This is a genomic window from Streptomyces sp. L7, assembly GCF_050990935.1.
In the GTDB taxonomy this organism is placed as follows: domain Bacteria; phylum Actinomycetota; class Actinomycetes; order Actinomycetales; family Microbacteriaceae; genus Leifsonia.
The window spans coordinates 3,102,520-3,125,237 of record NZ_CP194644.1; the positions used below are offsets into that span (position 1 = coordinate 3,102,520).

General features: G+C 69.2%; 29 protein-coding genes. 20 read left to right on the top strand and 9 right to left on the bottom strand.

Annotation, left to right across the window (positions count from 1 at the left end):
* Positions 1 to 5 precede the first annotated feature (5 nt).
* From ACR5MH_RS15620 to ACR5MH_RS15670, 11 genes are all read left to right on the top strand, one after another.
* Positions 6 to 905 (top strand): metal ABC transporter solute-binding protein, Zn/Mn family, encoded by a 900-nt coding sequence (locus tag ACR5MH_RS15620; protein ID WP_431348021.1) that lies wholly within the window; start codon positions 6 to 8, stop codon positions 903 to 905.
* A complete protein-coding gene (locus tag ACR5MH_RS15625) occupies positions 902 to 1,762 on the top strand; it encodes a metal ABC transporter ATP-binding protein (protein WP_431348022.1) in 861 nt (286 codons plus the stop codon). The genes ACR5MH_RS15620 and ACR5MH_RS15625 overlap by 4 nt, the downstream gene beginning before the upstream one ends.
* Positions 1,759 to 2,616 carry a metal ABC transporter permease gene (locus ACR5MH_RS15630; protein ID WP_431348023.1) on the top strand — a complete coding sequence of 286 codons (858 nt, stop codon included), beginning with the start codon at positions 1,759 to 1,761 and terminating at the stop codon, positions 2,614 to 2,616. Before ACR5MH_RS15625 ends, ACR5MH_RS15630 begins: the two co-directional genes overlap by 4 nt.
* Positions 2,617 to 2,625: 9 nt before the next feature.
* Positions 2,626 to 3,030 (top strand): Fur family transcriptional regulator, encoded by a 405-nt coding sequence (locus ACR5MH_RS15635; protein ID WP_431348024.1) that lies wholly within the window; start codon positions 2,626 to 2,628, stop codon positions 3,028 to 3,030.
* Between the two features lie 25 nt (positions 3,031 to 3,055).
* Positions 3,056 to 3,787 carry an NYN domain-containing protein gene (locus tag ACR5MH_RS15640; protein ID WP_431348025.1) on the top strand — a complete coding sequence of 244 codons (732 nt, stop codon included), beginning with the start codon at positions 3,056 to 3,058 and terminating at the stop codon, positions 3,785 to 3,787.
* A 278-nt stretch (positions 3,788 to 4,065) separates the two neighbouring features.
* Positions 4,066 to 4,302: a 50S ribosomal protein L28 gene (rpmB, locus tag ACR5MH_RS15645; protein WP_018188988.1), complete on the top strand. Its 237-nt coding sequence runs from the start codon at positions 4,066 to 4,068 to the stop codon at positions 4,300 to 4,302.
* Between the two features lie 2 nt (positions 4,303 to 4,304).
* The gene (rpmG, locus tag ACR5MH_RS15650) at positions 4,305 to 4,472 is read left to right on the top strand and encodes a 50S ribosomal protein L33 (protein WP_369961779.1); all 168 of its coding nucleotides are present in this window, start codon (positions 4,305 to 4,307) and stop codon (positions 4,470 to 4,472) included.
* Positions 4,473 to 4,474: 2 nt separating this feature from the next.
* Entirely contained in the window at positions 4,475 to 4,780 is a 306-nt protein-coding gene (gene rpsN / locus ACR5MH_RS15655; RefSeq protein WP_345838803.1) for a 30S ribosomal protein S14, read from the top strand.
* 486 nt (positions 4,781 to 5,266) lie between these two features.
* Positions 5,267 to 5,413 (top strand): hypothetical protein, encoded by a 147-nt coding sequence (locus ACR5MH_RS15660; protein WP_431348026.1) that lies wholly within the window; start codon positions 5,267 to 5,269, stop codon positions 5,411 to 5,413.
* Positions 5,414 to 6,292: 879 nt separating this feature from the next.
* The gene (locus ACR5MH_RS15665; RefSeq protein WP_369961780.1) at positions 6,293 to 6,577 is read left to right on the top strand and encodes an HU family DNA-binding protein; all 285 of its coding nucleotides are present in this window, start codon (positions 6,293 to 6,295) and stop codon (positions 6,575 to 6,577) included.
* Between the two features lie 129 nt (positions 6,578 to 6,706).
* The gene (locus ACR5MH_RS15670; RefSeq protein WP_431348027.1) at positions 6,707 to 8,680 is read left to right on the top strand and encodes a cytochrome c oxidase assembly protein; all 1,974 of its coding nucleotides are present in this window, start codon (positions 6,707 to 6,709) and stop codon (positions 8,678 to 8,680) included.
* 127 nt (positions 8,681 to 8,807) lie between these two features.
* Here ACR5MH_RS15670 and ACR5MH_RS15675 read toward each other — a convergent pair whose 3' ends face one another.
* The gene (locus tag ACR5MH_RS15675) at positions 8,808 to 9,848 is read right to left on the bottom strand and encodes a hypothetical protein (protein ID WP_431348028.1); all 1,041 of its coding nucleotides are present in this window, start codon (positions 9,846 to 9,848) and stop codon (positions 8,808 to 8,810) included.
* 92 nt (positions 9,849 to 9,940) lie between these two features.
* Between ACR5MH_RS15675 and ACR5MH_RS15680 the strand changes: the two genes are divergently transcribed.
* A complete protein-coding gene (locus ACR5MH_RS15680; RefSeq protein ID WP_431348029.1) occupies positions 9,941 to 11,245 on the top strand; it encodes an ATP-dependent DNA helicase in 1,305 nt (434 codons plus the stop codon).
* Between the two features lie 94 nt (positions 11,246 to 11,339).
* Complete coding sequence (locus ACR5MH_RS15685; protein ID WP_431348030.1) at positions 11,340 to 11,696, top strand: FHA domain-containing protein; 357 nt, start codon at positions 11,340 to 11,342, stop codon at positions 11,694 to 11,696.
* Positions 11,697 to 11,788: 92 nt separating this feature from the next.
* Here the strand turns inward: ACR5MH_RS15685 and ACR5MH_RS15690 are convergent, their stop codons facing one another.
* Positions 11,789 to 12,307 (bottom strand): hypothetical protein, encoded by a 519-nt coding sequence (locus ACR5MH_RS15690; protein ID WP_431348031.1) that lies wholly within the window; start codon positions 12,305 to 12,307, stop codon positions 11,789 to 11,791.
* Between the two features lie 23 nt (positions 12,308 to 12,330).
* Positions 12,331 to 12,744, bottom strand: coding sequence for a DUF4383 domain-containing protein (locus tag ACR5MH_RS15695; protein ID WP_431348032.1), 414 nt, complete (start codon positions 12,742 to 12,744; stop codon positions 12,331 to 12,333).
* A gap of 152 nt (positions 12,745 to 12,896) precedes the next feature.
* Here ACR5MH_RS15695 and ACR5MH_RS15700 point away from each other — a divergent pair, with 152 nt between their 5' ends.
* Both ACR5MH_RS15700 and ACR5MH_RS15705 read left to right on the top strand, forming a co-directional pair.
* Complete coding sequence (locus tag ACR5MH_RS15700; RefSeq protein WP_431348033.1) at positions 12,897 to 14,171, top strand: serine hydrolase domain-containing protein; 1,275 nt, start codon at positions 12,897 to 12,899, stop codon at positions 14,169 to 14,171.
* Between the two features lie 215 nt (positions 14,172 to 14,386).
* Positions 14,387 to 15,178: a sigma-70 family RNA polymerase sigma factor gene (locus ACR5MH_RS15705; RefSeq protein ID WP_431348034.1), complete on the top strand. Its 792-nt coding sequence runs from the start codon at positions 14,387 to 14,389 to the stop codon at positions 15,176 to 15,178.
* A 6-nt stretch (positions 15,179 to 15,184) separates the two neighbouring features.
* On the opposite strand, the gene ACR5MH_RS15710 is transcribed toward ACR5MH_RS15705, so the two are convergent.
* The 6 genes from ACR5MH_RS15710 to flgN form a co-directional block, all read right to left on the bottom strand.
* Positions 15,185 to 15,616, bottom strand: a complete 432-nt coding sequence (locus ACR5MH_RS15710) for a flagellar protein FlgN (protein ID WP_431348035.1) — start codon at positions 15,614 to 15,616, stop codon at positions 15,185 to 15,187.
* 131 nt (positions 15,617 to 15,747) lie between these two features.
* Positions 15,748 to 16,104: a flagellar assembly protein FliW gene (locus ACR5MH_RS15715; RefSeq protein WP_431348036.1), complete on the bottom strand. Its 357-nt coding sequence runs from the start codon at positions 16,102 to 16,104 to the stop codon at positions 15,748 to 15,750.
* Entirely contained in the window at positions 16,101 to 16,985 is an 885-nt protein-coding gene (gene flgL / locus ACR5MH_RS15720) for a flagellar hook-associated protein FlgL (RefSeq protein WP_431348037.1), read from the bottom strand. Before flgL ends, ACR5MH_RS15715 begins: the two co-directional genes overlap by 4 nt.
* A gap of 7 nt (positions 16,986 to 16,992) precedes the next feature.
* Positions 16,993 to 17,127, bottom strand: a complete 135-nt coding sequence (locus tag ACR5MH_RS15725; RefSeq protein WP_433861931.1) for a flagellar basal body rod C-terminal domain-containing protein — start codon at positions 17,125 to 17,127, stop codon at positions 16,993 to 16,995.
* Positions 17,124 to 18,422: a flagellar hook-associated protein FlgK gene (flgK, locus tag ACR5MH_RS15730; protein WP_433861932.1), complete on the bottom strand. Its 1,299-nt coding sequence runs from the start codon at positions 18,420 to 18,422 to the stop codon at positions 17,124 to 17,126. Before flgK ends, ACR5MH_RS15725 begins: the two co-directional genes overlap by 4 nt.
* Positions 18,423 to 18,431: 9 nt before the next feature.
* Positions 18,432 to 18,917 carry a flagellar export chaperone FlgN gene (gene flgN / locus ACR5MH_RS15735; protein ID WP_431348039.1) on the bottom strand — a complete coding sequence of 162 codons (486 nt, stop codon included), beginning with the start codon at positions 18,915 to 18,917 and terminating at the stop codon, positions 18,432 to 18,434.
* A 218-nt stretch (positions 18,918 to 19,135) separates the two neighbouring features.
* On the opposite strand from flgN, the gene ACR5MH_RS15740 reads away from it, so the two are divergent.
* The 5 genes from ACR5MH_RS15740 to ACR5MH_RS15760 all read left to right on the top strand — a co-directional run bounded on the left by ACR5MH_RS15740 (position 19,136) and on the right by ACR5MH_RS15760 (position 22,718).
* Positions 19,136 to 19,972 (top strand): flagellin, encoded by an 837-nt coding sequence (locus tag ACR5MH_RS15740; protein ID WP_431348040.1) that lies wholly within the window; start codon positions 19,136 to 19,138, stop codon positions 19,970 to 19,972.
* A gap of 81 nt (positions 19,973 to 20,053) precedes the next feature.
* Positions 20,054 to 21,496, top strand: coding sequence for a flagellar filament capping protein FliD (gene fliD, locus ACR5MH_RS15745; protein WP_431348041.1), 1,443 nt, complete (start codon positions 20,054 to 20,056; stop codon positions 21,494 to 21,496).
* Between the two features lie 35 nt (positions 21,497 to 21,531).
* Positions 21,532 to 21,960: a flagellar export chaperone FliS gene (gene fliS, locus ACR5MH_RS15750; RefSeq protein WP_431348042.1), complete on the top strand. Its 429-nt coding sequence runs from the start codon at positions 21,532 to 21,534 to the stop codon at positions 21,958 to 21,960.
* Positions 21,953 to 22,255, top strand: a complete 303-nt coding sequence (locus ACR5MH_RS15755) for a hypothetical protein (RefSeq protein ID WP_431348043.1) — start codon at positions 21,953 to 21,955, stop codon at positions 22,253 to 22,255. The genes fliS and ACR5MH_RS15755 overlap by 8 nt, the downstream gene beginning before the upstream one ends.
* A 112-nt stretch (positions 22,256 to 22,367) precedes the next feature.
* Positions 22,368 to 22,718: a flagellar basal body rod protein FlgB gene (locus ACR5MH_RS15760; RefSeq protein WP_431348044.1), complete on the top strand. Its 351-nt coding sequence runs from the start codon at positions 22,368 to 22,370 to the stop codon at positions 22,716 to 22,718.

The following is a 22,718-nucleotide window of genomic DNA, read 5'->3' on the forward strand; positions in this document are numbered from 1 at the left end:
TCCCCATGTTGAAGCGTTCGGTCTTCACCCTCGCCCTCGCCGCCGCGACCGTCGCGGCCCTGACCGGCTGCACCGCCGGGTCATCCTCCGACGACGGCAAGGTCCGCGTCGTCACCAGCACCAACGTCTACAGCGACATCGCCTCCACGATCGCCGGCGGCGCGGTCGACGTGACCGCGCTGATGACCGACCCCGCGCAGGACCCGCACTCCTTCGAGGCGAGCGCCCAAAGCCAGCTCGCCGTGTCGAAGGCCGACATCCTCATCGAGAACGGCGGCGGCTACGACGACTTCATGACCACCCTCCGGACCGGCGCGAAGAACGCGAAGGCCACGGTGCTGAACGTGGTCGACATCTCGGGCAAGAAGGCGCAGGGCGGCGACCTCAACGAGCACGTCTGGTACGACTTCCCCACCATCCAGAAGTTCACGACCGCCCTGACCGACGCGCTGTCGAAGGCCGACCCGGCGCAGAAGGCGACCTTCGCGAAGAACGCCGCGACCTTCTCCGGCAAGCTCGCCGCCCTCCAGAGCCGGGAGGCCGAGCTGAAGGCGACGTACGCCGGCGCAGGTGTCGCGGTCACGGAGCCCGTCCCGCTCTACCTGCTGGAGTCCAGCGGGCTCGTCGACAAGACACCGGAGAAGTTCAGAGCCGCGATCGAGAGCGGTACCGACGTGTCCCCGCTCGTGCTGCATCAGACGCTCGCCCTGTTCAGCGGCCACAAGGTGCGGCTGCTCGTCTACAACGAGCAGACCAGTGGACCCGAGACCGCCCGCGTCCTGGCAGCGGCCAAGGCGGCGGACATCCCCGTTGTGCCCGTCACTGAGACGCTTCCGAAAGGCAAGGACTACGTGAGCTGGATGAACGCGAACCTCGACGCCGTGGGAGCGGCGCTGGCCCAGTGAGCGAGCCGATCGAGCGCGTCGCTGCGCCGGCCGAACGCGACGTGGTCCTCAGCCTCCGGGACGCCGCCCTGGGATTCGGCGACCGCACACTGTGGAGCGGGCTCGACCTGGACGTCCACGCCGGCGAGTTCGTCGCTGTCCTCGGGCCGAACGGCTCGGGCAAGACCAGCCTCCTGAAGACGATCCTCGGCCAGCAGTCGCTCGACTCCGGGAGCATCGTGCTCGACGGCCACCCGGTGCGGCGCGGCGACCGGCGCATCGGCTACATCCCGCAGCAGAAGCTCATCCCGGCCGGCACCCCGATGCGCGCCCGCGACCTCGTCGCGCTCGGCGTCAACGGGCACCGCTGGGGCCTGCCCATCCCGAACCGCGGCGACCGGGAGCAGGTGGAGCAGCTCATCGACTCGGTCGGCGCGCGCCGCTACGCGGACACCCCCGTCGGATCACTGTCCGGGGGCGAGCAGCAGCGGCTCCGTGTCGCGCAGGCACTCGCCGGCGACCCGACCCTGCTGCTCTGCGACGAGCCGCTGCTGTCGCTCGACCTCCAGCACCAGCGCGGGGTGAGCGAGCTCATCGACCGCCGCCGGCGCGAGCACGACAGCGCGGTCGTCTTCGTCACGCACGACGTGAACCCGGTCCTCGGGATGGTCGACCGCGTGCTCTACCTCGCCGGCGGCCGGTTCCGCACCGGCACCCCGGACGAGGTGCTGCGCAGCGAGGTGCTGACCGACCTGTACGGGACGCCGGTGGACGTCATCCGGAGCCGCGGGCGCATCGTCGTCGTCGGGATCCCGGACGCGGAGACCCACTCGCACCACGATCACACCCGTACCTCGCACCCGGAGCCTGCCGCATGAACGATCTCTGGTCGCAGCTCTTCAACTTCACCGACTACGGCGAGCTGCTCGCGCTGGTGCGCAACTCGATCTTCGCCGGTGCGGTGCTCGGCGTCGTCGGCGGCCTGATCGGCGTCTTCGTGATGCAGCGGGACATGGCGTTCGCCGTGCACGGGATCAGCGAGCTCTCCTTCGCGGGTGCGGCGGTGGCGTTGCTGTTCGGCGTGAACGTCGTCGCAGGCTCGCTCGTCGGATCGCTGATCGCCGCCATCCTGATCGGACTGCTCGGCGCGCGGGCGCGGGACCGCAACTCGATCATCGCGGTGCTGATGCCGTTCGGGCTGGGGCTCGGGATCCTCGCGTTGGCGCTGTATCCCGGGCGCAGCGCGAACAAGTTCGGCCTGCTCACCGGCCAGATCGTGTCGGTGGACGACCCGCAGCTCGGCTCGCTTCTCGTCATCGGCGCGATCGTGCTGATCGCCCTCCTGCTGATGTGGCGCCCGCTCATGTTCGACAGTCTGGACGCCGACGTGGCGGCCTCCCGCGGCGTCCCGACCCGCTTCGTCGCGCTCGCCTTCATGGTCCTGCTCGGCCTCGCCGTCGCGGTGTCGGTGCAGATCGTCGGCGCCCTCCTGGTGCTGTCGCTGCTCGTGACGCCCGCGGCCGCAGCCATGCGCGTCTCGTCGTCACCGCTGCTGGTCCCGCTGCTGAGCGTGGGCTTCGCCCTCCTCTCGGTGGTCGGCGGCATCCTGCTGGCGCTCGGCAGCTCCCTGCCGATCAGCCCGTACGTGACGACGATCTCGTTCCTCATCTACGTGGCCTGCCGACTCGTCGGCACGCGCGGTTCCCGGCGACTCGTGAGCCGGAGAGGCTAGCCTGGACACGTGAAGCGCAACACCTGGCAGCGGGAGGCCGTCCGCGAGGCACTGACCTCGACGGAGGGTTTCATCAGCGCGCAGGGACTCCACCTGAGCCTGCACGAGACCGGCTCCCCGATCGGCCTCGCGACGGTCTACCGCGCGCTCGCGGACCTCGCGGCGGAGGGCGACGCGGACTCGCTGCAGTCGCCGGAGGGCGAGAGCCTGTACCGCGCCTGCACGACCGGACACCACCACCACCTGATCTGCCGCAAATGCGGGCTGACGGTGGAGATCGAGGCCGACGAGGTCGAGCAGTGGGCGCGCGCGGCGGCGGCGTCGCACGGGTTCACGCAGGCGCAGCATGTGGTGGATGTGTTCGGGTTGTGCGCGGGGTGTTCGGCAAAGGCGGCGGCGGAATCTAACGCCTGACATACGCACCGGCTAAAGTGGTTCGATGCGCATCGGTGTCTATGTCGACGGCTACAACCTCTACTACGGGGCCAGGAAGCACTGTGGGCGGTCCACGGCGGGTTGGCGATGGCTCGACGTGCGGGCGCTGGTGGAGCCTCTTGCGGGCTGGCCAGGCTCTCAGCTCACCCGGGTGGTGTATTGCACCGCTCGAGTTGATCCGCTCGACAGTCCGGGTGCCAATCTGGATCAGTCGATCTATCTCGACGCCCTGGTCGCGTCGCGCTCCGTCGATGTGATCGCCGAGGGGCGCTACGTCTCGTGGGCGAAGGCAGAACCGCTGGTCATCCAGCCGCCAGGCACATTCCGGCCCAGCGTCTATCTCCATGACGACGAGTCGTGGGACCTCCGTCTACCGTTGCGTGCCGTGTCGTCGGGCGACGGTCGACTCGTGTTCGCCACGGTGCGCAAGCGGGAGGAGAAGGGGTCGGACGTGAATGTCGCGTCGCATCTTCTGTTCGATGTCCTCACCGATGCCGTGGATGCCGCGATCGTCGTGTCGAATGACTCGGACCTGGAACTGCCAGTGCGCCTCGCGCGCGAGCGTGTTCCGGTCGGGATGGTGAATCCCTCAACGAACCCGACCGCCGGCGCACTAAAGGGCAATGCCGACGATGGGGCAGGGAGTCACTGGTGGAGACGCCTCCGAGCGGAGGACTACCGGAGCAGCCAACTGCCCGACCCGGTCGGGAAGCTTCGCAAGCCTGACGAGTGGTGACAAAGAAAAGACCCGCTCTCACGTGGAGAAGCGGGTTGGTGGTTCAATGCTACACGATAAGGCGGGTCTTATCGCATGAGAGGGCCCTTTATTCGGGCCGATTTGGCGCGATTTGGCCACACTCGCCTCGGTGCCGTAGCATAGATGTTTGGCTGAGTGGGCTCCTCCCACTCCGTTAGCCGTGCACGAACCCCCATGACGAAAACGCTTGGGAAGTCGTGCGCCGACAAGTGACCTTGGGTGATGCGTTCAGCATCACGGTATTGGAGAAGAAAGCAATGGCAGCAGTGTGCCAGGTGACTGGAGCCGTTCCCGGCTTCGGTCACAACATCTCGCACTCGCACCGACGCACGAAGCGCCGGTTCGACCCGAACATCCAGAAGAAGACGTACTACGTCCCGTCTCTTCGTCGTAATGTCACCCTGACGCTGAGCGCCAAGGGCATCAAGGTCATCGACGCCCGTGGCATCGAGTCCGTGGTGAAGGACCTCCTGGCCCGTGGGGAGAAGATCTAACAATGGCGAAGCAGCAGGACATCCGTCCGATCATCAAGCTCCGTTCGACGGCGGGCACCGGTTACACCTACGTGACCAAGAAGAACCGTCGCAACAACCCCGACCGTCTCGTGCTCAAGAAGTACGACCCCATCGTGCGCAAGCACGTCGACTTCCGAGAGGAGCGCTAAACATGGCCAAGACGTCCAAGATCGCCAAGAACGAGCAGCGCAAGGTCATCGTCGAGCGCTACGCCGCCAAGCGGGCCGAGCTGAAGAAGCAGCTCGTCGACCCGAACGGCACCGACGAGTCGCGTGAGGCCGCCCGTCTGGGCCTCCAGAAGCTCCCCCGCGACGCCTCCCCCATCCGCGTGCGCAACCGCGACGCGGTGGACGGCCGTCCCCGCGGAAACCTCAGCAAGTTCGGCATCTCGCGCGTCCGTTTCCGCGACATGGCGCACCGAGGCGAGCTGCCCGGCATCACCAAGTCGAGCTGGTAAGACCCAGCATTCGCCGCTGAGAAGCGGCAGCGTGACACCCTTTGGAGGGGCGTCCGGCATCAGCCGGGCGCCCCTCCGTCGTCCCCGGGGCTGGTCTACCTGATGGGGAGGCCATTGCTCGGCTATTGAACAACCTGCCCGGGCACTACAGCTAGCGGTGGAGTGGACGTAGTCCCGCGTCACCGAGGACACGGACCACTGCGGTATCCGGCGGAAACGGTCTTGTAGCTATGGTGTCCATGGGCGTTCTGGCCGGCCGGGGCGAAGCGGGCGCGTCGGTAAGTCAAACTCGGACCAGACGGGATGGTTGATCGTTCGTGGCGTCCGCAGACCATCCGAATCGGACACCGCGGTTGTTGGTGGAGGAGGTCGTGCATCTGCGGATCAAGAATCGCTCACGCCCAGCGCAGATCGCCAGCCGGTTGGGGCTGTCAGCCTCCACAGGCAGCGCCATACGGGTGCGCTACCGCGTTGACCGGCTCACCCATGTCGGTGACGTTGATCCATGTCGATGTGAAGTACTCGGCAGCGTTTCCGGCGGCGGCGGTCGGCGGTTGTTCGGATGCGGTCAAGGCGATCAGAATCGGCTCGTCGCCGCACGCGGACCACGCAACAAGCGATACCAACCTCTGATCGGGCTCGCGTATGTGCTCCGTCATTGATGATCGCACCGCGTCGCCAACGCCGAGATCCCCGTCGACGGGACCCTCGCCATCGCCACCAATGTGCTGCGCCGAGCCGTGTCCTCGTTAGCCGACCACGGAGTCCGCGTCCAACGAGCGCTCTCCGACAACAGCTCTCCCCTACAATTCCCACGCCCAGCGCGACAGCCGCGCTGAGCTCGGAATCACACTCAAGAAGACCGGTCCCTATCGGCCACGACCAATGGCAAGATCATCGCTTCCACCGGACCGTCACCGATGGTTGGGCCTACAACCGGCACTACAACACATCACAGCTTGCTGCGGCGCCGAGCGATCCTGAACCGAGCGACGCCGACCCAACAAGCCAGCCCGACGAGCCCCAGGATGACCGCTCCGATGACCGCTCCGATGAACTCCAAGTGATTCCAATCTCCAGGCGCGAAAGCTAGTTGATCGCAGAGCCGTTCTGTCCGGGGCAGTGCATAGCTGCGCTGGGAGTTCAGCGATCATGGTTTCGGTTGAAATTTAGCACGTAAGTCTGAAAGTCTTACCTCACCATATAGAACCTAACCGCCTTGGAGGCTGTTATGAAATCGAAACTGTCCCCACAGCCATTGACGCCACGCTGCTGAGAGGCAGCGAGCGACACCCTTTGGAGGGGCGTCCGGCATCCGCCGGGCGCCCCTTCGGCGTCCCCGGGCCTGGACACGCCCTGGCAACAGGCGAAAAAACCGCGAGAATCCGCGAGATTCCGCGGGATTCTGATACATTCGAGGCGGTCAACCGACCAAACGTACTGGCCCTCTGTGGCCTCAACCGTTCCACAAGACAGCTGAATATCCAGCACAAGGTCCGAGGAGGACACTCAATGGCTGACAACCTGAACAAGACCGAGCTCGTTGCTGCCGTCGCCGCGGCGTCGGGTCAGAGCCAGGCCACCGTCTCGAGCGTCGTCGACGCGTTCTTCGCCACCATCAGCGAGACCGTCAAGGGTGGCGGCAAGGTCACCATCCCGGGTTGGCTCGCCGCCGAGCGCACCGAGACCGCCGCTCGCACCGGCCGCAACCCGCAGACCGGCGAGGAGATCTCGATCCCGGCCGGCCACCGCGTCAAGCTGACCGCCGGCTCGAAGCTCAAGGCTGCCGTCAAGTAACAGCCTGAACCAGGCTCCACGGGGGCGGTGCCGCAGCAGCGGCGCCGCCCCCGTCTCCGTTGTGCCGACAGGGATCCGCGGCGCTGCGCTGTGGGCAGGCGCACAGCACCGGAGACGTAGGCTTGACGGGTGCCCAGACTTCTCCGCGTGATCGGTCCCGCCGTGCTGCTGGCGGCCGCTCTCGTGTCCGTCGTCGCGGCGCTCTCCTTCGGCGGAGGGGCCGCGGCGCCCCTGCTGCTCGACCCCGGCGCGCTGGTGCGCTGGGGCCTCCCGATCTCGACGCTCGTCGTCAACCTCAGCCTCTCGGGGACCGTGGGCGCGCTGATCCTGGCCTGCTTCGCGTTCAACGCGGACAAGGACGAGTACGGCACAGCGCTCGACTTCGCCGCCGCGTGCGCGGCCATCATGACGGTGGCCTCCGCCGTGACCGGGCTGTTCACGTTCGTCAGCGTCGCCAACGTGCCGTGGTCGTTCGACCAGACCTTCACGAATGGGCTGAGCTCGTTCATCACCAGCGTGTCGCTCGGTCAGGCCTGGCTCGGCATCACGCTCATCGCCGCGGCGGTCACGGTGCTGTGCTTCGCGGTGCGCAACCAGACGGCCATCGTCTTCGTCACGCTGCTGGCGATGGCCGCGGTCGTGCCGATGGCGCAGCAGGGGCACAGCTCCGAGGCTGCGGGCCACGACGCCGCGGTGACCTCCTTCGGGCTGCACGTGCTTTTCGCCGCGATCTGGCTGGGCGGCCTGCTGACCCTCATCGTGATCAAACGCACGCTAGGCGACGGCCGGCTGGTGACGGTGCTGGAGCGGTACTCCAGCATCGCGCTCATCTGCTTCGTCGTCGTGGCAACGTCGGGGTACGTGAACGCCGAACTGCGCGTCGGGACGCTGGCCGAGCTGGCGACGCCGTACGGCATCCTGGTGCTCGTCAAGGTCGCCGCCCTCGTGGTGCTGGGGCTCTTCGGGCTCATTCAGCGCCGCGTCCTCATCGACCGGCTGAAGCGGCTCGGCGAGGGCCGGACGTTCTGGTGGATCGTCACGGCCGAGCTGGCCTTCATGGGCATCGCGTCGGGTGTGGCCGCGGCGCTCGCGCGCACCGTCACTCCGGTGCCGCAGACCCGGGCCGCGACGCCGACGCCCGCCGAGATCCTCACGGGCGAGAAGCTCCCGCCCGAGCTCACCTGGGGCCGACTCTTCACGACATGGAACTTCGACTTGCTGTGGGTGCTCGCCTGCGGCTTCGCGCTGTTCTTCTACCTGGCCGGCGTCTGGCGGCTGCACAAGCGCGGCGACGCCTGGCCGATCCACCGCACGGTGCTCTGGGTGCTCGGCATCGCCCTGCTCTTCTACATCACCAACGGGGGCGTGAACGTCTACGAGAAGTACCTGTTCTCGGCGCACATGTCGGCGCACATGGTCTTGACGATGGCGGTGCCGCTGCTGCTCGTGCCGGGCGCGCCGGTGACGCTGGCCGCCCGGGCGATCCGTAAGCGACAGGACGGCACGCGAGGCGGGCGCGAGTGGATCCTGTTCGCGGTGCACTCCCGGTTCGCCGGGATCATCTCCCATCCGCTGGTCGCGGCGGGGCTGTTCGCGGGGTCGCTGTGGGCGTTCTACTACACGCCGCTCATCCGCTGGGCGACGACCGACCACATCGGGCACGAGTGGATGGTCGTGCACTTCCTGATCACGGGCTACCTGTTCGTGCAGTCGCTGATCGGCATCGACCCGGTCAAGTACCGGCTGCCGTACCCGTTCCGGCTGCTGCTGCTGCTCGGCACGATGGCGTTCCACGCGTTCTTCGGGCTGTCGATCATGCAGATGCACGGCCTCCTGCTCGCCGACTGGTTCGGCGCGATGGGCCGCACCTGGGGCGCGACGCCGTTGGTCGACCAGCAGACCGGCGGCGGGATCGCGTGGAGCATCGGCGAGATCCCCACGGTCATCCTGGCGGTCGTGGTGGCCATCCAGTGGAGCCGCAGCGATGAGCGCGAGACGAAACGGCAGGACCGCAACGCGGACCGCACCGGCGATGCCGAGCTCAATGCGTACAACGAGCAGCTCGCCCGGCTCGCGGCCCGCGACGGGACAGCGCAGCGCTAGCAACCCGCGCCGGCCACATTCGCGCCGAATCGCGGCTGCTCCCTGGGTGCACATTCGTGACGAATCGGGGTTCTCGCGCGGGCGAAGGCACGATTCGTGACGAATGCGGCGTTGGGGGCGGGGGGCGTTAGGGGCCTACGACGATGTCGAGGGAGCCGTCGGGGCGGATGGTCACGCTGGTGAGCGAGACGGCGAACTTCTCGTCGGACTCGCGGTGCTCGATGCTGCCGTCGAAGATGGACTGCACTGTCACGGAGAGGTGCGCGATCCCCACGGCCTGAGACATCGTCCAGGTGCTGTCGCCCGGCACGAGGTGGACGGCGGGGTATTGCGTCATCTTCCAGGTGGGCGCGCCCTGCACCCGGTCGTCGATCACGACGCCGAAGGGGCATCCTGCCGGCTGGAGGACCTGCTGCTTCGCGCACTCGTCGAGGTAGCCGTTCAACTCCTTCTGCACGGCCGCAGCGAAAGCGTCGTTCGGCTGCGCGTCGACCGTGGCCTCCACCGTGGCGGACGGGGCGGGCGCCAGCTTCACCGGCGCGGCCTTCGTGTACCTGTCGGAATGGCCCAGCACGTAGAGCGACGGCGCGGGGACCAGGTACCCGGCGCTCACACTGAAGGAGCTCGCCGGCTGCGACGGGGCGGCGGCGCGCGGGCTCAGGGTGCGGCCCGCGACGGTGAAGGTCTGCGCGTGCGCGACGGTGATGTGCGCGACCCCGACCGGGGTGCGCGCGAACTCCCAGGTGGGCAGGAGGCCGAGGACAGCGCCGGTCTGGCGGAGCTCGAACACGGCGGTGACCGGGTGGCCGTCGGCGACGACGTGCACGGTGACCCTGCGTCGCCCGCCTGAGCTCCCCGTGTCGGAGACGACGCGGGTGTCGGTGTAGTCGGGGAGCAGATCGGAGCGCAGCAGCTCGGCGGAGGCGTCTCCCGGCAGTCCGGCCGCGGCCAACGCCTGTTTCGTCGGCGCCGCGCCCGGCATGGCGAGGGCGCTGGTCAGGTCGTGCGAGGCGAGCGAGCCGACGTACGCGGCGACGAATCCCTCCGGGCTGTAGAAGGCCCGCTGGACGGCGCCGAGGGCGGCCAGGAACGCGGCGACGAGCATCACGCCCACGCCTGTCCACAGCAGCACAGGACGGAGCGCGCCGACCCTGCCGTCCCCACCCATAGCTGTCATCCTATGGGGCTGTGGATAAGCCGCCACGGCGCTGCACGCGGGGTTAGAGTAGTTCGGCAGGTCGCGCGAGGGAAGGGATCCGGATGGGCGGACTCTCGCTCTCGCCCGAGCAGCGGGCGGTGTTCGAGCTGATCGAGCACACCCGCGACCACGTCTTCGTGACGGGCCGGGCCGGCACCGGCAAGTCCACACTGCTCAACCACCTGTCGTGGAACACCGAGAAATCGATCGTCATCGCCGCGCCGACCGGCGTCGCCGCGTTGAACGTCGGCGGCCAGACCATCCACTCGCTGTTCAAGCTGCCGATCGGGGTCATCGCCGATCACGACATCGACCAGACCAGCGAGCTGCGCAAGCTGCTGAACAGCATCGACACCCTCGTGATCGATGAAGTCTCGATGGTGAACGCCGACCTCATGGATGCGGTCGACCGCAGCCTGCGCCAGGCCAGGCAGCGGCCGAAGGAGGCGTTCGGCGGCGTCCAGATCGTGCTGTTCGGCGACCCGTACCAGCTCGCGCCGGTGCCCGGCGACCACGAGGAGCGCGCCTACTTCGCCGACACCTACCGCTCGATGTGGTTCTTCGACGCGAAGGTGTGGCGGGAGGCAGACCTCCAGATCGTGGAGCTGCTGCAGGTGCACCGCCAGCACGAGTCCGACTTCCGCTACATGCTCAACGCCGTGCGGCACGGACAGGTGACGAAGGAGATCGCCGACCGGCTGAACGAGGTCGGGGCGCGGCCGGCGCCGACGGACGGCACGATCACGCTCGCGACGCGCAACGACACGGTGAACCGCATCAACGCGCAGGCACTCGAGCGTCTTCCCGGACGCCCGCTGACGGCCAAGGCCGAGGTGAGCGGCGATTTCGGCGGCCGCAACTACCCGGCGGAGGAGGTGCTCGAGCTGAAGATCGGAGCGCAGGTGATGTTCCTGCGCAACGACGTCGGCCAAGGCGACGGGCCGCGCTGGGTGAACGGCACCATCGGCACCGTCACGCGCATCGACTCGAACGTGTACGTGGAGGTCGACGGCCAGGTGCACGAGGTCGAACCGGCGATCTGGGAGAAGTACCGCTACAGCTACTCGCCCGAGACGAAGAAGCTGACGAAGGACGTTGTCGCGGAGTTCACGCAGTTCCCGCTGCGGCTGGCGTGGGCGGTCACCATCCACAAGTCGCAGGGCAAGACGTACGACGCGGCGATCGTCGACCTCGGCGCGCGCGCGTTCACGTCGGGCCAGACCTACGTGGCGCTCAGCCGGATCACGAGCCTGGAAGGCCTCTACCTGACCCGGCCGCTGCGGCCGAGCGACATCACCGTGGACCCGGACGTGGAGCGCTTCATGCGCGACGCCCGGTCGATGCGGGTGCCGGTCGCGGCGGAGTGAGGGGCGGGCTCCGGGCTAATCCCTAGGGAGCGCGGGCGCGGTCATGGCATGCTGGGCGAGGCGCTTTCGGGTGCGCCGACGAGAGGAGACGTCGATGGCGGTCATGTTCGCCTTGGATCTGAGCGACGGGCAGCACGTCGAGACGTCGGGCAATGGTGTGATCGGACGCAATCCGGCCTCCCACCGGCCGGGCACCGAGTTCGACGACCCCGCGAACGTCCACCTGGTGACCGTGGCGGACGACGCCAAGTCGGTCTCCCGCGCGCACCTCGCGTTCGGGCAGTACGACGGGATCTTCTGGGTGATGGACCTCGGCTCCGCCAACGGCACGACGATCACCTACCCGGGCGAGGGCACCTTCGCGTGCGACCCGAACACGCGGCACGAGGTCGACCCCGGATCGATCGTGCGGTTCGGGAACGCGTCGTTCGCGCTGAGCCGCCGGAGCTGAACCGCGGCAACTGAACCGCGGCAGCTGAGCCGCCGCAGCTGAGCCGCCGCAGCTGAGCCGCCGGAGCTGAACAGTCCGAGCTGGGCCTGCGCTCAGTGGTGGTGGTGCACCGTCACTGCCGCGGCCCCCGCGTCAGTCACCCCGAGCGCGGGGATGGTCACCGCGCAGACCACGCAGGCGCTGACCGCGAGCGCGGCGACGAACCGGAGCGCACCGCTCTCCTGCCGTGCGGGCCGGCCGTGCCGCAGGACGACCGCGGCGACCGCCGCCACGGCGACGTCGAGCAGCGATGCCACGCCCATCGGCAGGAGGGGAAGCGTGAGCACCGTGCCCGACGTCGCCGTGGCGCCGGCAGTCGCGAGTGCGGCCCAGATCCCGAGCGGCGCCAGCGCCAACGCAGGGATCAGGCCGAACAGCGGTGGCCGCTCGCGGGCCAGCGTGAACACCGCCCAGGTCAGCTCCGCGGCGGCGACCGCGATCAGGAGCGCGAGCAACGGGAGAGGTGCGCTGGGGGCCAGTGCTGCGTGCAGCAACCCGGCCCCCAGCGCGGCCACGGCGAGGAAGGCCCTGATCGCCGGAGCGACCGGGGCTCGCCCCTTCATCCTGCTCATGGGAAGCGCCGTGGCCCAGCCGGTCAGGCGGTCGCCGAAGTGGCGCGCACGGTCCGCTCGGCGCCGAGACCGACACCGAGGAGCACGATCGCGCTCACCAAGTGGAGGAAGTGGTCGGGGGTGTTCAGCGCCAGGATGTTGGCGCCGGTGCCCACCAGGAAGAAGCCGACGATGCCGAGGAGCAGGTAGACCGCCCCGACGGTGGTGTTGACGGCCTTCGCCGCGGCCATCCTGGTGAGGCCGGCGATGAGCAGCGCCGCGCCGATCAGCAGGTGGGCGACGTTGTGCAGCGGGTTGACCTCGAAGATGCCGAGGATCAGACCGCCGTGGGTGGCCACGAAGCCGACGCCGCCGGTGAAGGCGAAGCCGAGCAGGCCGACGAGCAGATAGACCGCGCCGAAGATGGTCGCGACGAGGCGGTTCGGTGATGTGCGCATGTGTCGTTCCTCCTTGGAAGACGGCGCGCGGCGTGCGCGCCTCATCCAGGGATTCGGGACAGCCGGCCGATCGGATTGGACACGGTTCGGGGACTCGGCGTGGACGTCGACGCACGCTACAATCGCTGCCACAGGAGCGTCGGGGGGATGCGATGGGACGAGGGACAGGTCTCCGCAGAATCGTTCTCGCGGCGTCCGCCGCCGCCCTCGCCCTCAGCCTCGCCGCGTGTGGCAACACCGGCGCGAACCCCGACTTCCCGCCGCAGCGGCACGGCCCGCTCCCCGCGGCCACCGTGACGCGGCTCACCGCGGCGGTGACGGACGCGATCGCGCTCTCCGGAGGGTCGGCCGCCCTGGTCGGCGTGTGGGCGCCGTGGGCGGGGAGCTGGACGACCGCGATCGGGACCACGACGCGCGGCGGGTCCGTTCCCGTCACTCCCGCCATGACGTTCCGCGCGGGCCGGCTCACCACCGCGATGACGTGCACCGTGCTCCTCGAACTGGTCGACGAGGGCACCGTGGAACTCGACGACCCGGTCGCGAAGTGGATTCCGGGTCTCGTGGGCGTCAGCGGGGTGACGCTGCGCGAGTTGTGCCAGGACACCTCCGGCTTCGGTGACTACGCGTCGGCCCTGCACCGCGAGTTCCTGGCCAACCCGGAGCGCTATTGGCCGCCGCTCGAGCTCGTCAGCGACGGCGTCGCGATGGCGCGCACCGGGAACCCGGGCGAGAAGTACAGCCCGTCTCAGACGAACGCGCTGTTGCTCGGGATGGCGCTGCAGAACGCGTCCGGCCGCAACTGGCAGCAGCTCTACCAGGGCTACGTGTTCGGCCGGCTCGGGATGTCGGCGAGCGTGCTCCCCGACGACGGCGTCCACACCCTGCCGGGCCCGCACCCCTCGGGGTACGTGGCCCCGCTCGACGCCACCGGAGCTCCCGTGTGCGACAAGCCGCAGGACATCACCGCGCTGTCTCCGTCGCTGGGCTGGACGGCGGCCGGCGTGGTCTCGAACGTCGCGGACCTCAAGGTGTTCGCGCAGGCGCTCGCCAGCGGGTCGCTGCTGAGCAGCAGCTCGGCGGACGCGCAGGCGAAAACGGTCGGCGCCGGCGCCTCCTGGCTGGGCTACGGGCTGGGCATGCAGGTCGTCGGGCCGCTGCGTGGCGCATCCGGGGCCGTCCCCGGCTACCTGTCGGCGATGTACGCCGACCCGTCGTCCGGATTGACCGTCGTGGTGGCGATCAACGACTCGACACCGGGCGCGGGGTTCGCGCAGGCGCTGGCCGAGCGGCTGGCGTCGATCGCGTCCAAGGTGCCGGCGGTGCAGAAGGGCGCGAAGGTCGTGGCGTCCCTGCCCTGGTCGGAGGACCAGGCGGCTGCTGCCATGAAGGCCACGGCGCCCTGCCCGACGAAGGCCGCCACGGGCTGACGCCGGAGCATAGCGGATGGCTCGGCCATTGCAATGCATTCATTTGTCACCCGACTTGGGTCGTTACAGAAAGCACGTCAGGCCAGTAATTTCAAGAGTGCCGAAGCGTCTACCCCCCATCGGGCGCTGAGGTGACGTACGCACCCGAGCGTGATTTACACCCACCGAAACCCGCCGTGGTCCATGCCCTAGGACCGCGAACGACAGAGGAACACGTGAACACACACTCGCGCGATCAGCTCGTCATCGAGCACCTGCCGCTCGTCGGCTACATCGTCTCCGACCTGTGCAGCCGCGGCACCCATCTCGACAGGGACGAGCTGGCCTCCGCAGGGCAGTTCGCCCTGTTCCAGGCCTCCCGCTCGTTCGACCCCGACCGCGGCGTCCCCTTCGGCGCCTACGCCCGCGCACGCATCTCCGGAGCGCTGGCGGACGAGCTGCGCTCGCAGGACTGGGTCTCCCGTGGCACACGCAAGAAGATCAAGGAGACGCTGGTGATCCGGGACGGGCTCTACCAGACGCTCGGCCGGACGCCCACCATCGACGAGATGGCCGTCTCCCTCGGCGTGGACCGGGCGACCGTCGTCGCCACCCTTCGCGAGTCCGCGACGGGACCGGTCGCGATCGAGGAGCGCTCGGACGAGCTGGTCTCGGCGATCCTCGGCCCGGAGGACTCGGCCGAGACCTCCGAGCGCGAGACGTTCCTCCGCGCGGCAGTGGAGGCTCTTCCCGAGCGGCTGCAGCTGATCGTCACCCGGCTCTTCTTCGAGGACCGGCAGGTCAAGGACGTGGCCGCTGAGCTCGGCGTCACGCACGCGGCCGTGTCGCTGGCGCGGAACGAGGCGATGAAGCTGCTGCACGAGGGTTGGCTGCTGCACTTCGACCGCGACGCCGGTGTGCTCCCACTGCCCGACCGGAACCCCCGGACGAAGCGGTCGGCCTACCTCGCCAAGCTCGCGGAGTTCACCGCGCACCCCGCCGCGGTCACGGAGCGGGTCACCGCCTGATCCGTCTCAGAGGACGGTGTCGATCAACCGTGCGGTCTGCTCGGTGTGATCGATCTCGCCGTTCGCGCGGTAGGTGGCGTTCGCCTGGGCCCGGACCTCGCGGATCTCGGTGATGACGTCGACCAGGGCGCGCAGGTGGTCGGTGAAGATCTCGGCCCACATCGGGTTCGGCGCCCCCTCGGCGAGGTCGCGCAGGAGCGCGCCGCGAGGCAGGCCCCAGGACTCGCCGAGGCTCGAGATCGCGACGGCGGTCGAGAGGCTGGACTTATTCAGGCGTTCGGTCACCACTTCGATCTCGCGGGCGGCGTGCGCGAGCCACCGGGTCATCCCGGCCGAGCGCAGCAGCCGCTCCTCCTCGTACTTGAACAGCAGCATCTCCAGGAGCTCCCGCTGCCGCCAGAGCTGGGCCGTCAGCTCGTTGGCCTCGTTCGTCGTCATCGGCAGTTCCATTCGTGAGGCGCACGTCGGGTGGTCGGCCCGGGTGGGGCCGCGTTGCATACACAATACGTGCCGTCCCGGCGAGAGCCGAGTGCGGCGTGTGGAAGATTTCCCGCTCCTCCGGGCGGCTCTCAGGCGGTCCGGAGGAGCGGGACCTGCACCCGGTCGATGTCGTCCGCGGCGATGACCTGCTGGCCGGTGCGCGTGACCGGGTCGATGAGGATGGGCGCGAGGAGATTGACGGTCACCCCGTCGGCGTGCGGCGTGACCACGAGGAAGACGCCGGACTCGGGGCCCGCGGGGCGGTCGAGCTCCCCCACGTAGTCCGGCAGGTAGGCGGCCGCGTCGACCAGGAAGAGCCGGATCGCGGGCTGGGCGCTGGCCCGGAGGGTGTAGGTGTCGCGGGCGCCGTCGAGCGGCGCGAAATCGTACTCGGTGAACGACCCGAGGCCGGCGAGCGGTTCCTGGAAGCTGATCTGCACTGTCATCTGAGGTAGTCCATCAAGGTCGGCTGGATGCTTTTGGCGGTGACGGCGAGGGCGGTCTGGTACGCGACCTGCTGCGTCTGCATCTCCAGGATGGCATGCGCGGCGTCCACGTTCTGGATGCCGTTCTGCGTGGTCTGCAGCGTCGTCGCCTGCGTGGTGAGCGCCGAGGTGGCCCCGGTGAGCTGATTCTGCGAGCTGCCGACGGTCGCCTCGGCGCCACGGATGTTCGCGGCCACGGCGTCGATGGCGGTGAGCTGACCGCTCACGTTCCCGCCGCCGCTGACGGTGGTCGCGATCGAGTCGATCAGCGCGAACACCGAGGATGCGCCGGCGCCGAGCACCGACGAGCCGTCGACGTCGACCCGGACCGCGGTGTCGGCGCCGACGCGCCGGTTCACGGACGATCCGGGCGTCCCGTTGAACGAGTAGTCGGCGTTGAACGCGGTGCCGGCGTCGGAGGTGCCGGCGAAGACGCTCCGGCCCTGGTACTGGGTGTTCGCCAGGGTCAGCAGGGACTGCTTCAGCGACTGAAGCTGGGTGGCGATGGCCGTGCGCGAGGCCGGGTTCTGGGTGGCCGTGCTGGCGGCCTGCACCGTCAGGTCGCGGACCTGGTTGAGGGTGTCGTTCATCGACGTGAGGGCCGTGCCGGCCGTTGCGAGCCAGGCCGCCCCGTCGCCGGCGTTGCGCTGGTACTGCGTGTTCTGCGCGAGCTGCCGCTGCAGGTCGAGCAGGGTCGCGGCGCCCGCCGGGTCGTCGGACGGTTTGCTGATGGCGAGCCCGCTGGCGACCTGCTCGTCGAGCTGGTTGAGCCTCTGCGCGCTGAGCTGGAGGTTGCGCTGGGCCGACGCGAGCTGCGTCGACTCGGTGACACGGAATGACATGTGCGGCCTATCCCAATCCGACGAGTCCGGTGTGGTTGATGAGCTGATCGAGGATGGAGTCGAGTGCCGTCATGACGCGGGCCGAGCCCTGGTAGGCGTGCTGGTACGCGATCAGGTTCATGTTCTCCTCATCGAGGCTCACCGACTCCTGCGAGGACTGCGCGCCTGTGGCGGCGGCCTGGGCGCTCTGATCCAGCGCGGACTGCTGCGTCGCGTTGCCGGTCGCGGCGCCGAGGGCGATGACCCCGTCGACCAGGCGACGTCGGGCGATCCCGCGCCGGTGCCGAGCTGGCTGATGGCGTCGGCGACCGACCCGTCGGCCGCGCCGGCGCCGGGCGCCGCGACGGCGACGCCGGACGGGTCGGTCGCGAGCACGCTCAGGCCGAGCGCCGCCGGGCCGCTCGCCGACATCCCGAAGAACGCGACGTTCGTGGCGCCGGTGGAGGTCGTCCCGGTGACGCTGACGGCGTTCACCTGCTGGGCGAGAGAGGTCGCGAGGGTGTTGAGCTTCGCCGCGGTCTCCGCGATCGCGCCGCCGTTGCCGCTCGCCGTGGCGGGCGCGAGGAGAGACAGGTCCCCCGCGAGCTTCCCGGAGCTGAGCGAGACCGGGCCGGCGCCGTCGGACCACTGCACTCCCGCCGGCGAGGTGACCGCGCCCTCCAGGGTCGTCGATCCGGCGACCGACAGCGATCGGGCGACGGTGCCCTGGACCAGGTCGGCGCCGCCGATGCTCACGGTCACGGTCTGGTCGGCATTGCTCACGACGGACGCGCCGGAGAGCGAGGCGAGCTGGGTCAGGAGGGTGCTGCGCTGCGTGATGAGCGCGTTGACGTCGCCGCCCGACGCGGCCACCGAGCGGATCTGCCCGTTGAGCTGGGCGACCTGGGACGCGTCGGAGTTCACCTGCGCGGCCGTGGTCGCCAGATCCTGCCGGGTCTGCGACCACTGCGACTGCACCGAGCGGTAGGCGGTGGCGATCTGGCCGACCAGGGAGCCGGCCTTGCCGAGCAGGGCGGCGACCGGGGCGGCAGCGCCCGGCTGGTTGGACACGTCCTGCCAGGCGGACCAGAACTTCGACAGCGACCCGGAGATCGCGTCGCCGCTCGGCTCGCCGAGCGTCGACTCGAGCGCGCTCAGGCCCGAGGCCGTGACACCGCTGTATCCTGCGGCGGCGCCGGCGGACCGGGCCTGAGCGTCCAGCAGGGCCGACCCGAGCTGGATGATGCCGGCCACGCGCACGCCCTGGCCGGCGGTGGCCGGCTGCGCGAACGGGCCGACCTGGGCGGGGCCGCCGACGGCCTCCAGATCGACCTGCTGGCGGACGTAGCCGGGGGTGGTCGAGTTGGCGATGTTGTCGCCGGTGACCTCGATGCCCGCCTGGGCGGCGGCGAGGCCGGAGAAGGCGGTGTTGAGGGAGCCGAGAAGGTTGCCGGACACGGTCGTCTCCTACAGGGTCGCGTCGACGAGGCGGGCACGTGCCGACGGCAGGTCGGTCGTCCCGTCGGAGGTGTAGACCGACGCGCTGTCCGAGACGGCGTCGAAGGTGTCCTGGGCGGCGCGGAGCGCGTTGCGCAGCAGGCGGTCGTTGCCGGCGCGAACGGTCCGGATCTCCCGGGTCAGCGTGACGAGGGCCTCCAGATGGGCCGCGAAGATGCCCTGCCAGGCCCCTTCGGGAGCGCCGGCCGCGAGCTCGCGCAGCCGCGTGTCGGCGGGGAGGCTCCACTCGATCGCCAGCGCGGACGCGGCGACGCTCATCGAGAGGGTGGCGGTCCGCAGCCGCTCGATCACGACCTCCGCCTCGCGGGTCGCGTGCGGCACCCAGCGGGCCCTGCCGGAGGCGAGGAGCAACTGCTCGACCTCGAATTTGTAGAGCAGCAGCTCCAGGAGCTCTCTTTGACGCCAGAGCTCGTTCGACAGTTCGTTGGCGCCCACCGCGCTCTCACGCTCCCATCAGCCATCCATAGCAAGGGCACACACGTTGTCTGCCGTACCTTCCGCTATCGGCATGATCGGCCGGCGCGTAAGCATTTCGGGGGACACGGAACGCATTTCGATCGGGTGCTTACATCCACGGCCGAGCTGCCGATAGGACCATTCGTCGGCCCACGGACGGACCGGCTCTGCACACTCTCACGGAGGATTCGAACATCATGGCTATGACCATCAACACCAACCTGAGCGCTCTCTCGGTCACGAACTCGCTCAACTCCAACCAGGCCGCTCTGCAGAGCAGCATGAACAAGCTGTCGTCGGGCTCGCAGCTGAACACCGCTGCCGACAACCCGGCCGGCCTCGCGATCTCGCAGGGCCTCCTGGCTCAGATCGGCGGCCTCAACCAGGCCGCGCAGAACACGGCCAGCGGCATCAACCTGATCCAGACCGCTTCCGGCGCGCTGTCCCAGGTGTCCAACATCCTGCAGACGATCAACAGCCTCGCCGTCCAGGCCGCGAACGACACGAACAGCACCGCGTCGCGCACGGACATCCAGACGCAGGTCACCGCGCTCGCCGCGCAGCTCACCTCGATCGGCTCGTCGACGAACTTCAACGGCGTCAAGCTGCTCGACGGCTCGGCCACCGGCGCCGCCGCGCTGAACTTCCAGACCGGCGCCAACGCCGCGGACAAGGTCACCCTCGACCTCGGCTCCGCGAACGTGACCACGATCGGCACCACCGTCGCCGCCCTGAAGTTCGACAACGCGACCGACGCGCAGGCCTCGATCACCGCGATCCAGGCCCAGATCCAGACCGTGTCGACCGCTCAGGCCACCCTCGGCGCGACGCAGAACGTTCTGACGGCGACCGCGCAGAGCATCGCGGTCAACTCGCAGAACCTGACGGCCGCCAACTCGCAGATCGCAGACACCGACATGGCGTCCGAGATGGCGAAGTACAGCAAGGAGAACGTGCTCATGCAGGCCGGCACCGCGATGCTCTCGCAGGCCAACCAGCAGAGCCAGCTCATCCTCAAGCTGCTCCAGGGCTGAGGCCCTCAGGCGGGCGGCGACGGATTCGGGTTCCGTCGCCGTCCGCCCCCAGCTCCCTGAACGCGGATCGGAGGAATTCGGATGAGCTCTGTCGGAACGATCGCGCTGCCCTCCCTCACCGTGGGCAGCAACGGCCAGGTCACGGTCTCCAACCTGGTCAACAACCTCGACCCCACGGCCATCGTGAACGCCCTGATGACCGCGGAGTCCATCCCGCAGACCCAGCTCCAGGCCAAGGTCAAGACGGAGCAGACCACCCTCTCGGCGTTCCAGAACCTGAACGTGACGCTCCAGGCTCTCCAGACGAGCGCAGCGGGAGCCTCGGCCACGAACGGCCTCAACCTCCTCACCGTCTCCAGCACGGACTCGTCCGTCACGGCCACCGCGACCACCGCGGCGTCGCCGACCTCCTTCTCGCTGCAGGTGAACCAGGTGGCGCAGGCGCAGGTGTCGGTCACCGCGGCCATGACGACCTGGCCGGACAGCGGCGGCGCGATCACGATCGTCGACTCCACCGGTACAGCGCACCAGATCACCGCCGCGTCCTCGAGCATCTCGGACGTGGTCACCGCCATCAACGGCGCCGGTGCCGGCGTCACCGCCGGGCAGGTCGCCTCGGGCACCGACGCCTCGGGCAACCCGCAGTACCGGCTCCAGCTCACCTCGACGCAGACCGGAGCCGCCGCGGCGTTCCAGATCTACGCAGGGACCAGCGCCGCCTACACGGCCGGCACCGCCACGAACCTGCTCACCCAGACCGGCGCCGCCACCGTCACCGCCGCGCAGGACGCGACCGTGACGCTGTGGCCGGGCACCGCCGCGGCGCAGACGGTCTCGTCGGCTACCGACACCTTCGCGAACCTCGTCCAGGGCGTCACCGTCACTGTCGCGAAGCCGACCACCGCGCCGGTGACGCTCAGCTCGACGATGGACAGTGCCAGCATCACCTCGACCGCGTCCTCACTGATCTCCGGCGTGAACACGCTGCTCTCGTACATCTCGCAGCAATCCTCGGTCACGACGACCCAGAACGCGGACGGCTCCAGCACGACGACCGCCGGGACCTTCACGGGCAGCCTCCTCATCCAGGGCGTCTATCGCAGCCTGCAGTCGGCGGTGTCCGACCCGGTCGGGACCGGGGGCACCGTCTCCCCCGCCACCTACGGCATCGCGATCCAGTCCGACGGAACGATCAAGTTCGACAGCGCCGCGTTCCAGGCCGCGCTCGCCAGCGACCCCACAGGGACGATCGCCGCGGTGCAGACGATCGCCTCGCGCGTGCAGGCCGTCAGCGCCACGGCCTCCGACCCGGTGACCGGCACCCTGACCGCCGCCATCTCGTCCCAGCAGACCCAGATCTCCAACGACCAGTCGGGCGTGAGCAACTGGACGACGATGCTCGCGGCCAAGCGCAAGCTGCTCACCGCGCAGTACACGGCCCTCGTGACGACGCTCGGCCAGCTGCAGAACGAGCAGAACTACCTGACCCAGCAGATCGACGCGATGAACCCGTCGTCGCACTGACCCGCGACTCTTCAGAGAAAGCACAAGGGATCGACATGCCTACAGCGGCACAGACCTACCGCGACAACGCCATCCTCTCCGCGTCGCCGTCGCGGCTGCTCACCATGCTGTACGACCGCCTGCTGCTCGACCTGAACACCGCGAAGGACGCGCTGGACGCCGGCGACCTCGCCGTCGCCGACTACCGGCTCACCCACGCGGTCGACATCCTCAGTGCGCTGGCGGGCTCGCTCCGCCTGGACATCTGGAACGCCGCGGAGAGCCTCCTCGGCCTCTACATCTACCTCTCGAACGCGCTCGTCCACTGCCGCGTGACCCGGGATGTCGCCCTGGTCATCGAGGCGATCGCCCTGCTGGAGCCGCTCCGCCAGGCGTGGCACCAGGCGGCGGACTCGCTGTCGTCGGGGACCGCGTGGGAGGTCGACGCCGCAGACGACAACAGCGAGGTCGTGGCGATTGCCTGAACCGGTCGACATCGGCGAAGGCGCCTGGGCCGCGACCCTCGACGAGCTGGAGGCGCGCGCCGCGCAGGCGGCCGGTCCGGTGGGAATCGAGCCGTGGCACGCCGTCGCGCCCCTGCCCGCGCTGCCGGCGGCGCTCGCCGATCGCGCCCGGGCGGTGCAGGCCGCCCAGCAGCGCGCGATCGACGGACTGCGCGAGCAGCAGGCGCGGATCCGCGGCGAGCTGGCGTCGCTGAGCAGCGTGCAGGCGCCGCGCGCTGACGCCGAACCTCCGGTCTACCTCGATCTGATCGGCTGAGACGCTAACGCGGTCGCCCATCCTGCCGATAGGCCACTACGAGCACGGATCGCTCACTGCGGGCCACGGATCGGCCTCCTCCTGGGAACATCCACGATTCATGAGGTGAGCCTTGCTCGATTCCGTGACGATGAACGCGATGCACTCCGCCCTCGACGGCTACGCCGCGGCGCAGACGGCGATCTCGAACAACATCGCGAACATCAACACCCCCGGCTACCACGCCCAGGTCGTCGACTTCGCGTCGGCCCTCGAGAAGTCCGTCGCCGCGCACAGCGGCCTGCTTCCGGCCTCCGCCATCGCGCCGACGACGAGCATGGACCCGACCCGGCTGAACGGCAACAACGTCTCCCTCGAGCAGGAGACGGTCGCCGAGGTCAGCAACGGGCTGAAGTTCCAAGCGGCCTCGCAGGCGATGTCCCAGCAGTTCAGCGAGCTCCGAGCCGCCGCGACGGTGAACTGA

Excerpts from the sequence above, each read along its gene's own strand:
- ACR5MH_RS15620 (WP_431348021.1), top strand. The coding sequence starts at position 6 with ATGTTGAAGCGTTCGGTCTTCACCCTCGCCCTCGCCGCCGCGACCGTC.
- ACR5MH_RS15630 (WP_431348023.1), top strand. The coding sequence starts at position 1,759 with ATGAACGATCTCTGGTCGCAGCTCTTCAACTTCACCGACTACGGCGAG.
- ACR5MH_RS15640 (WP_431348025.1), top strand. The coding sequence starts at position 3,056 with ATGCGCATCGGTGTCTATGTCGACGGCTACAACCTCTACTACGGGGCC.
- rpmB (WP_018188988.1), top strand. The coding sequence starts at position 4,066 with ATGGCAGCAGTGTGCCAGGTGACTGGAGCCGTTCCCGGCTTCGGTCAC.
- rpmG (WP_369961779.1), top strand. The coding sequence starts at position 4,305 with ATGGCGAAGCAGCAGGACATCCGTCCGATCATCAAGCTCCGTTCGACG.
- rpsN (WP_345838803.1), top strand. The coding sequence starts at position 4,475 with ATGGCCAAGACGTCCAAGATCGCCAAGAACGAGCAGCGCAAGGTCATC.
- ACR5MH_RS15660 (WP_431348026.1), top strand. The coding sequence starts at position 5,267 with ATGTCGGTGACGTTGATCCATGTCGATGTGAAGTACTCGGCAGCGTTT.
- ACR5MH_RS15665 (WP_369961780.1), top strand. The coding sequence starts at position 6,293 with ATGGCTGACAACCTGAACAAGACCGAGCTCGTTGCTGCCGTCGCCGCG.
- ACR5MH_RS15675 (WP_431348028.1), bottom strand. The coding sequence starts at position 9,848 with ATGGGTGGGGACGGCAGGGTCGGCGCGCTCCGTCCTGTGCTGCTGTGG.
- ACR5MH_RS15680 (WP_431348029.1), top strand. The coding sequence starts at position 9,941 with ATGGGCGGACTCTCGCTCTCGCCCGAGCAGCGGGCGGTGTTCGAGCTG.
- ACR5MH_RS15685 (WP_431348030.1), top strand. The coding sequence starts at position 11,340 with ATGGCGGTCATGTTCGCCTTGGATCTGAGCGACGGGCAGCACGTCGAG.
- ACR5MH_RS15690 (WP_431348031.1), bottom strand. The coding sequence starts at position 12,307 with ATGAGCAGGATGAAGGGGCGAGCCCCGGTCGCTCCGGCGATCAGGGCC.
- ACR5MH_RS15695 (WP_431348032.1), bottom strand. The coding sequence starts at position 12,744 with ATGCGCACATCACCGAACCGCCTCGTCGCGACCATCTTCGGCGCGGTC.
- ACR5MH_RS15700 (WP_431348033.1), top strand. The coding sequence starts at position 12,897 with ATGGGACGAGGGACAGGTCTCCGCAGAATCGTTCTCGCGGCGTCCGCC.
- ACR5MH_RS15710 (WP_431348035.1), bottom strand. The coding sequence starts at position 15,616 with ATGACGACGAACGAGGCCAACGAGCTGACGGCCCAGCTCTGGCGGCAG.
- ACR5MH_RS15715 (WP_431348036.1), bottom strand. The coding sequence starts at position 16,104 with ATGACAGTGCAGATCAGCTTCCAGGAACCGCTCGCCGGCCTCGGGTCG.
- flgL (WP_431348037.1), bottom strand. The coding sequence starts at position 16,985 with ATGTCATTCCGTGTCACCGAGTCGACGCAGCTCGCGTCGGCCCAGCGC.
- ACR5MH_RS15740 (WP_431348040.1), top strand. The coding sequence starts at position 19,136 with ATGGCTATGACCATCAACACCAACCTGAGCGCTCTCTCGGTCACGAAC.
- fliD (WP_431348041.1), top strand. The coding sequence starts at position 20,054 with ATGAGCTCTGTCGGAACGATCGCGCTGCCCTCCCTCACCGTGGGCAGC.
- fliS (WP_431348042.1), top strand. The coding sequence starts at position 21,532 with ATGCCTACAGCGGCACAGACCTACCGCGACAACGCCATCCTCTCCGCG.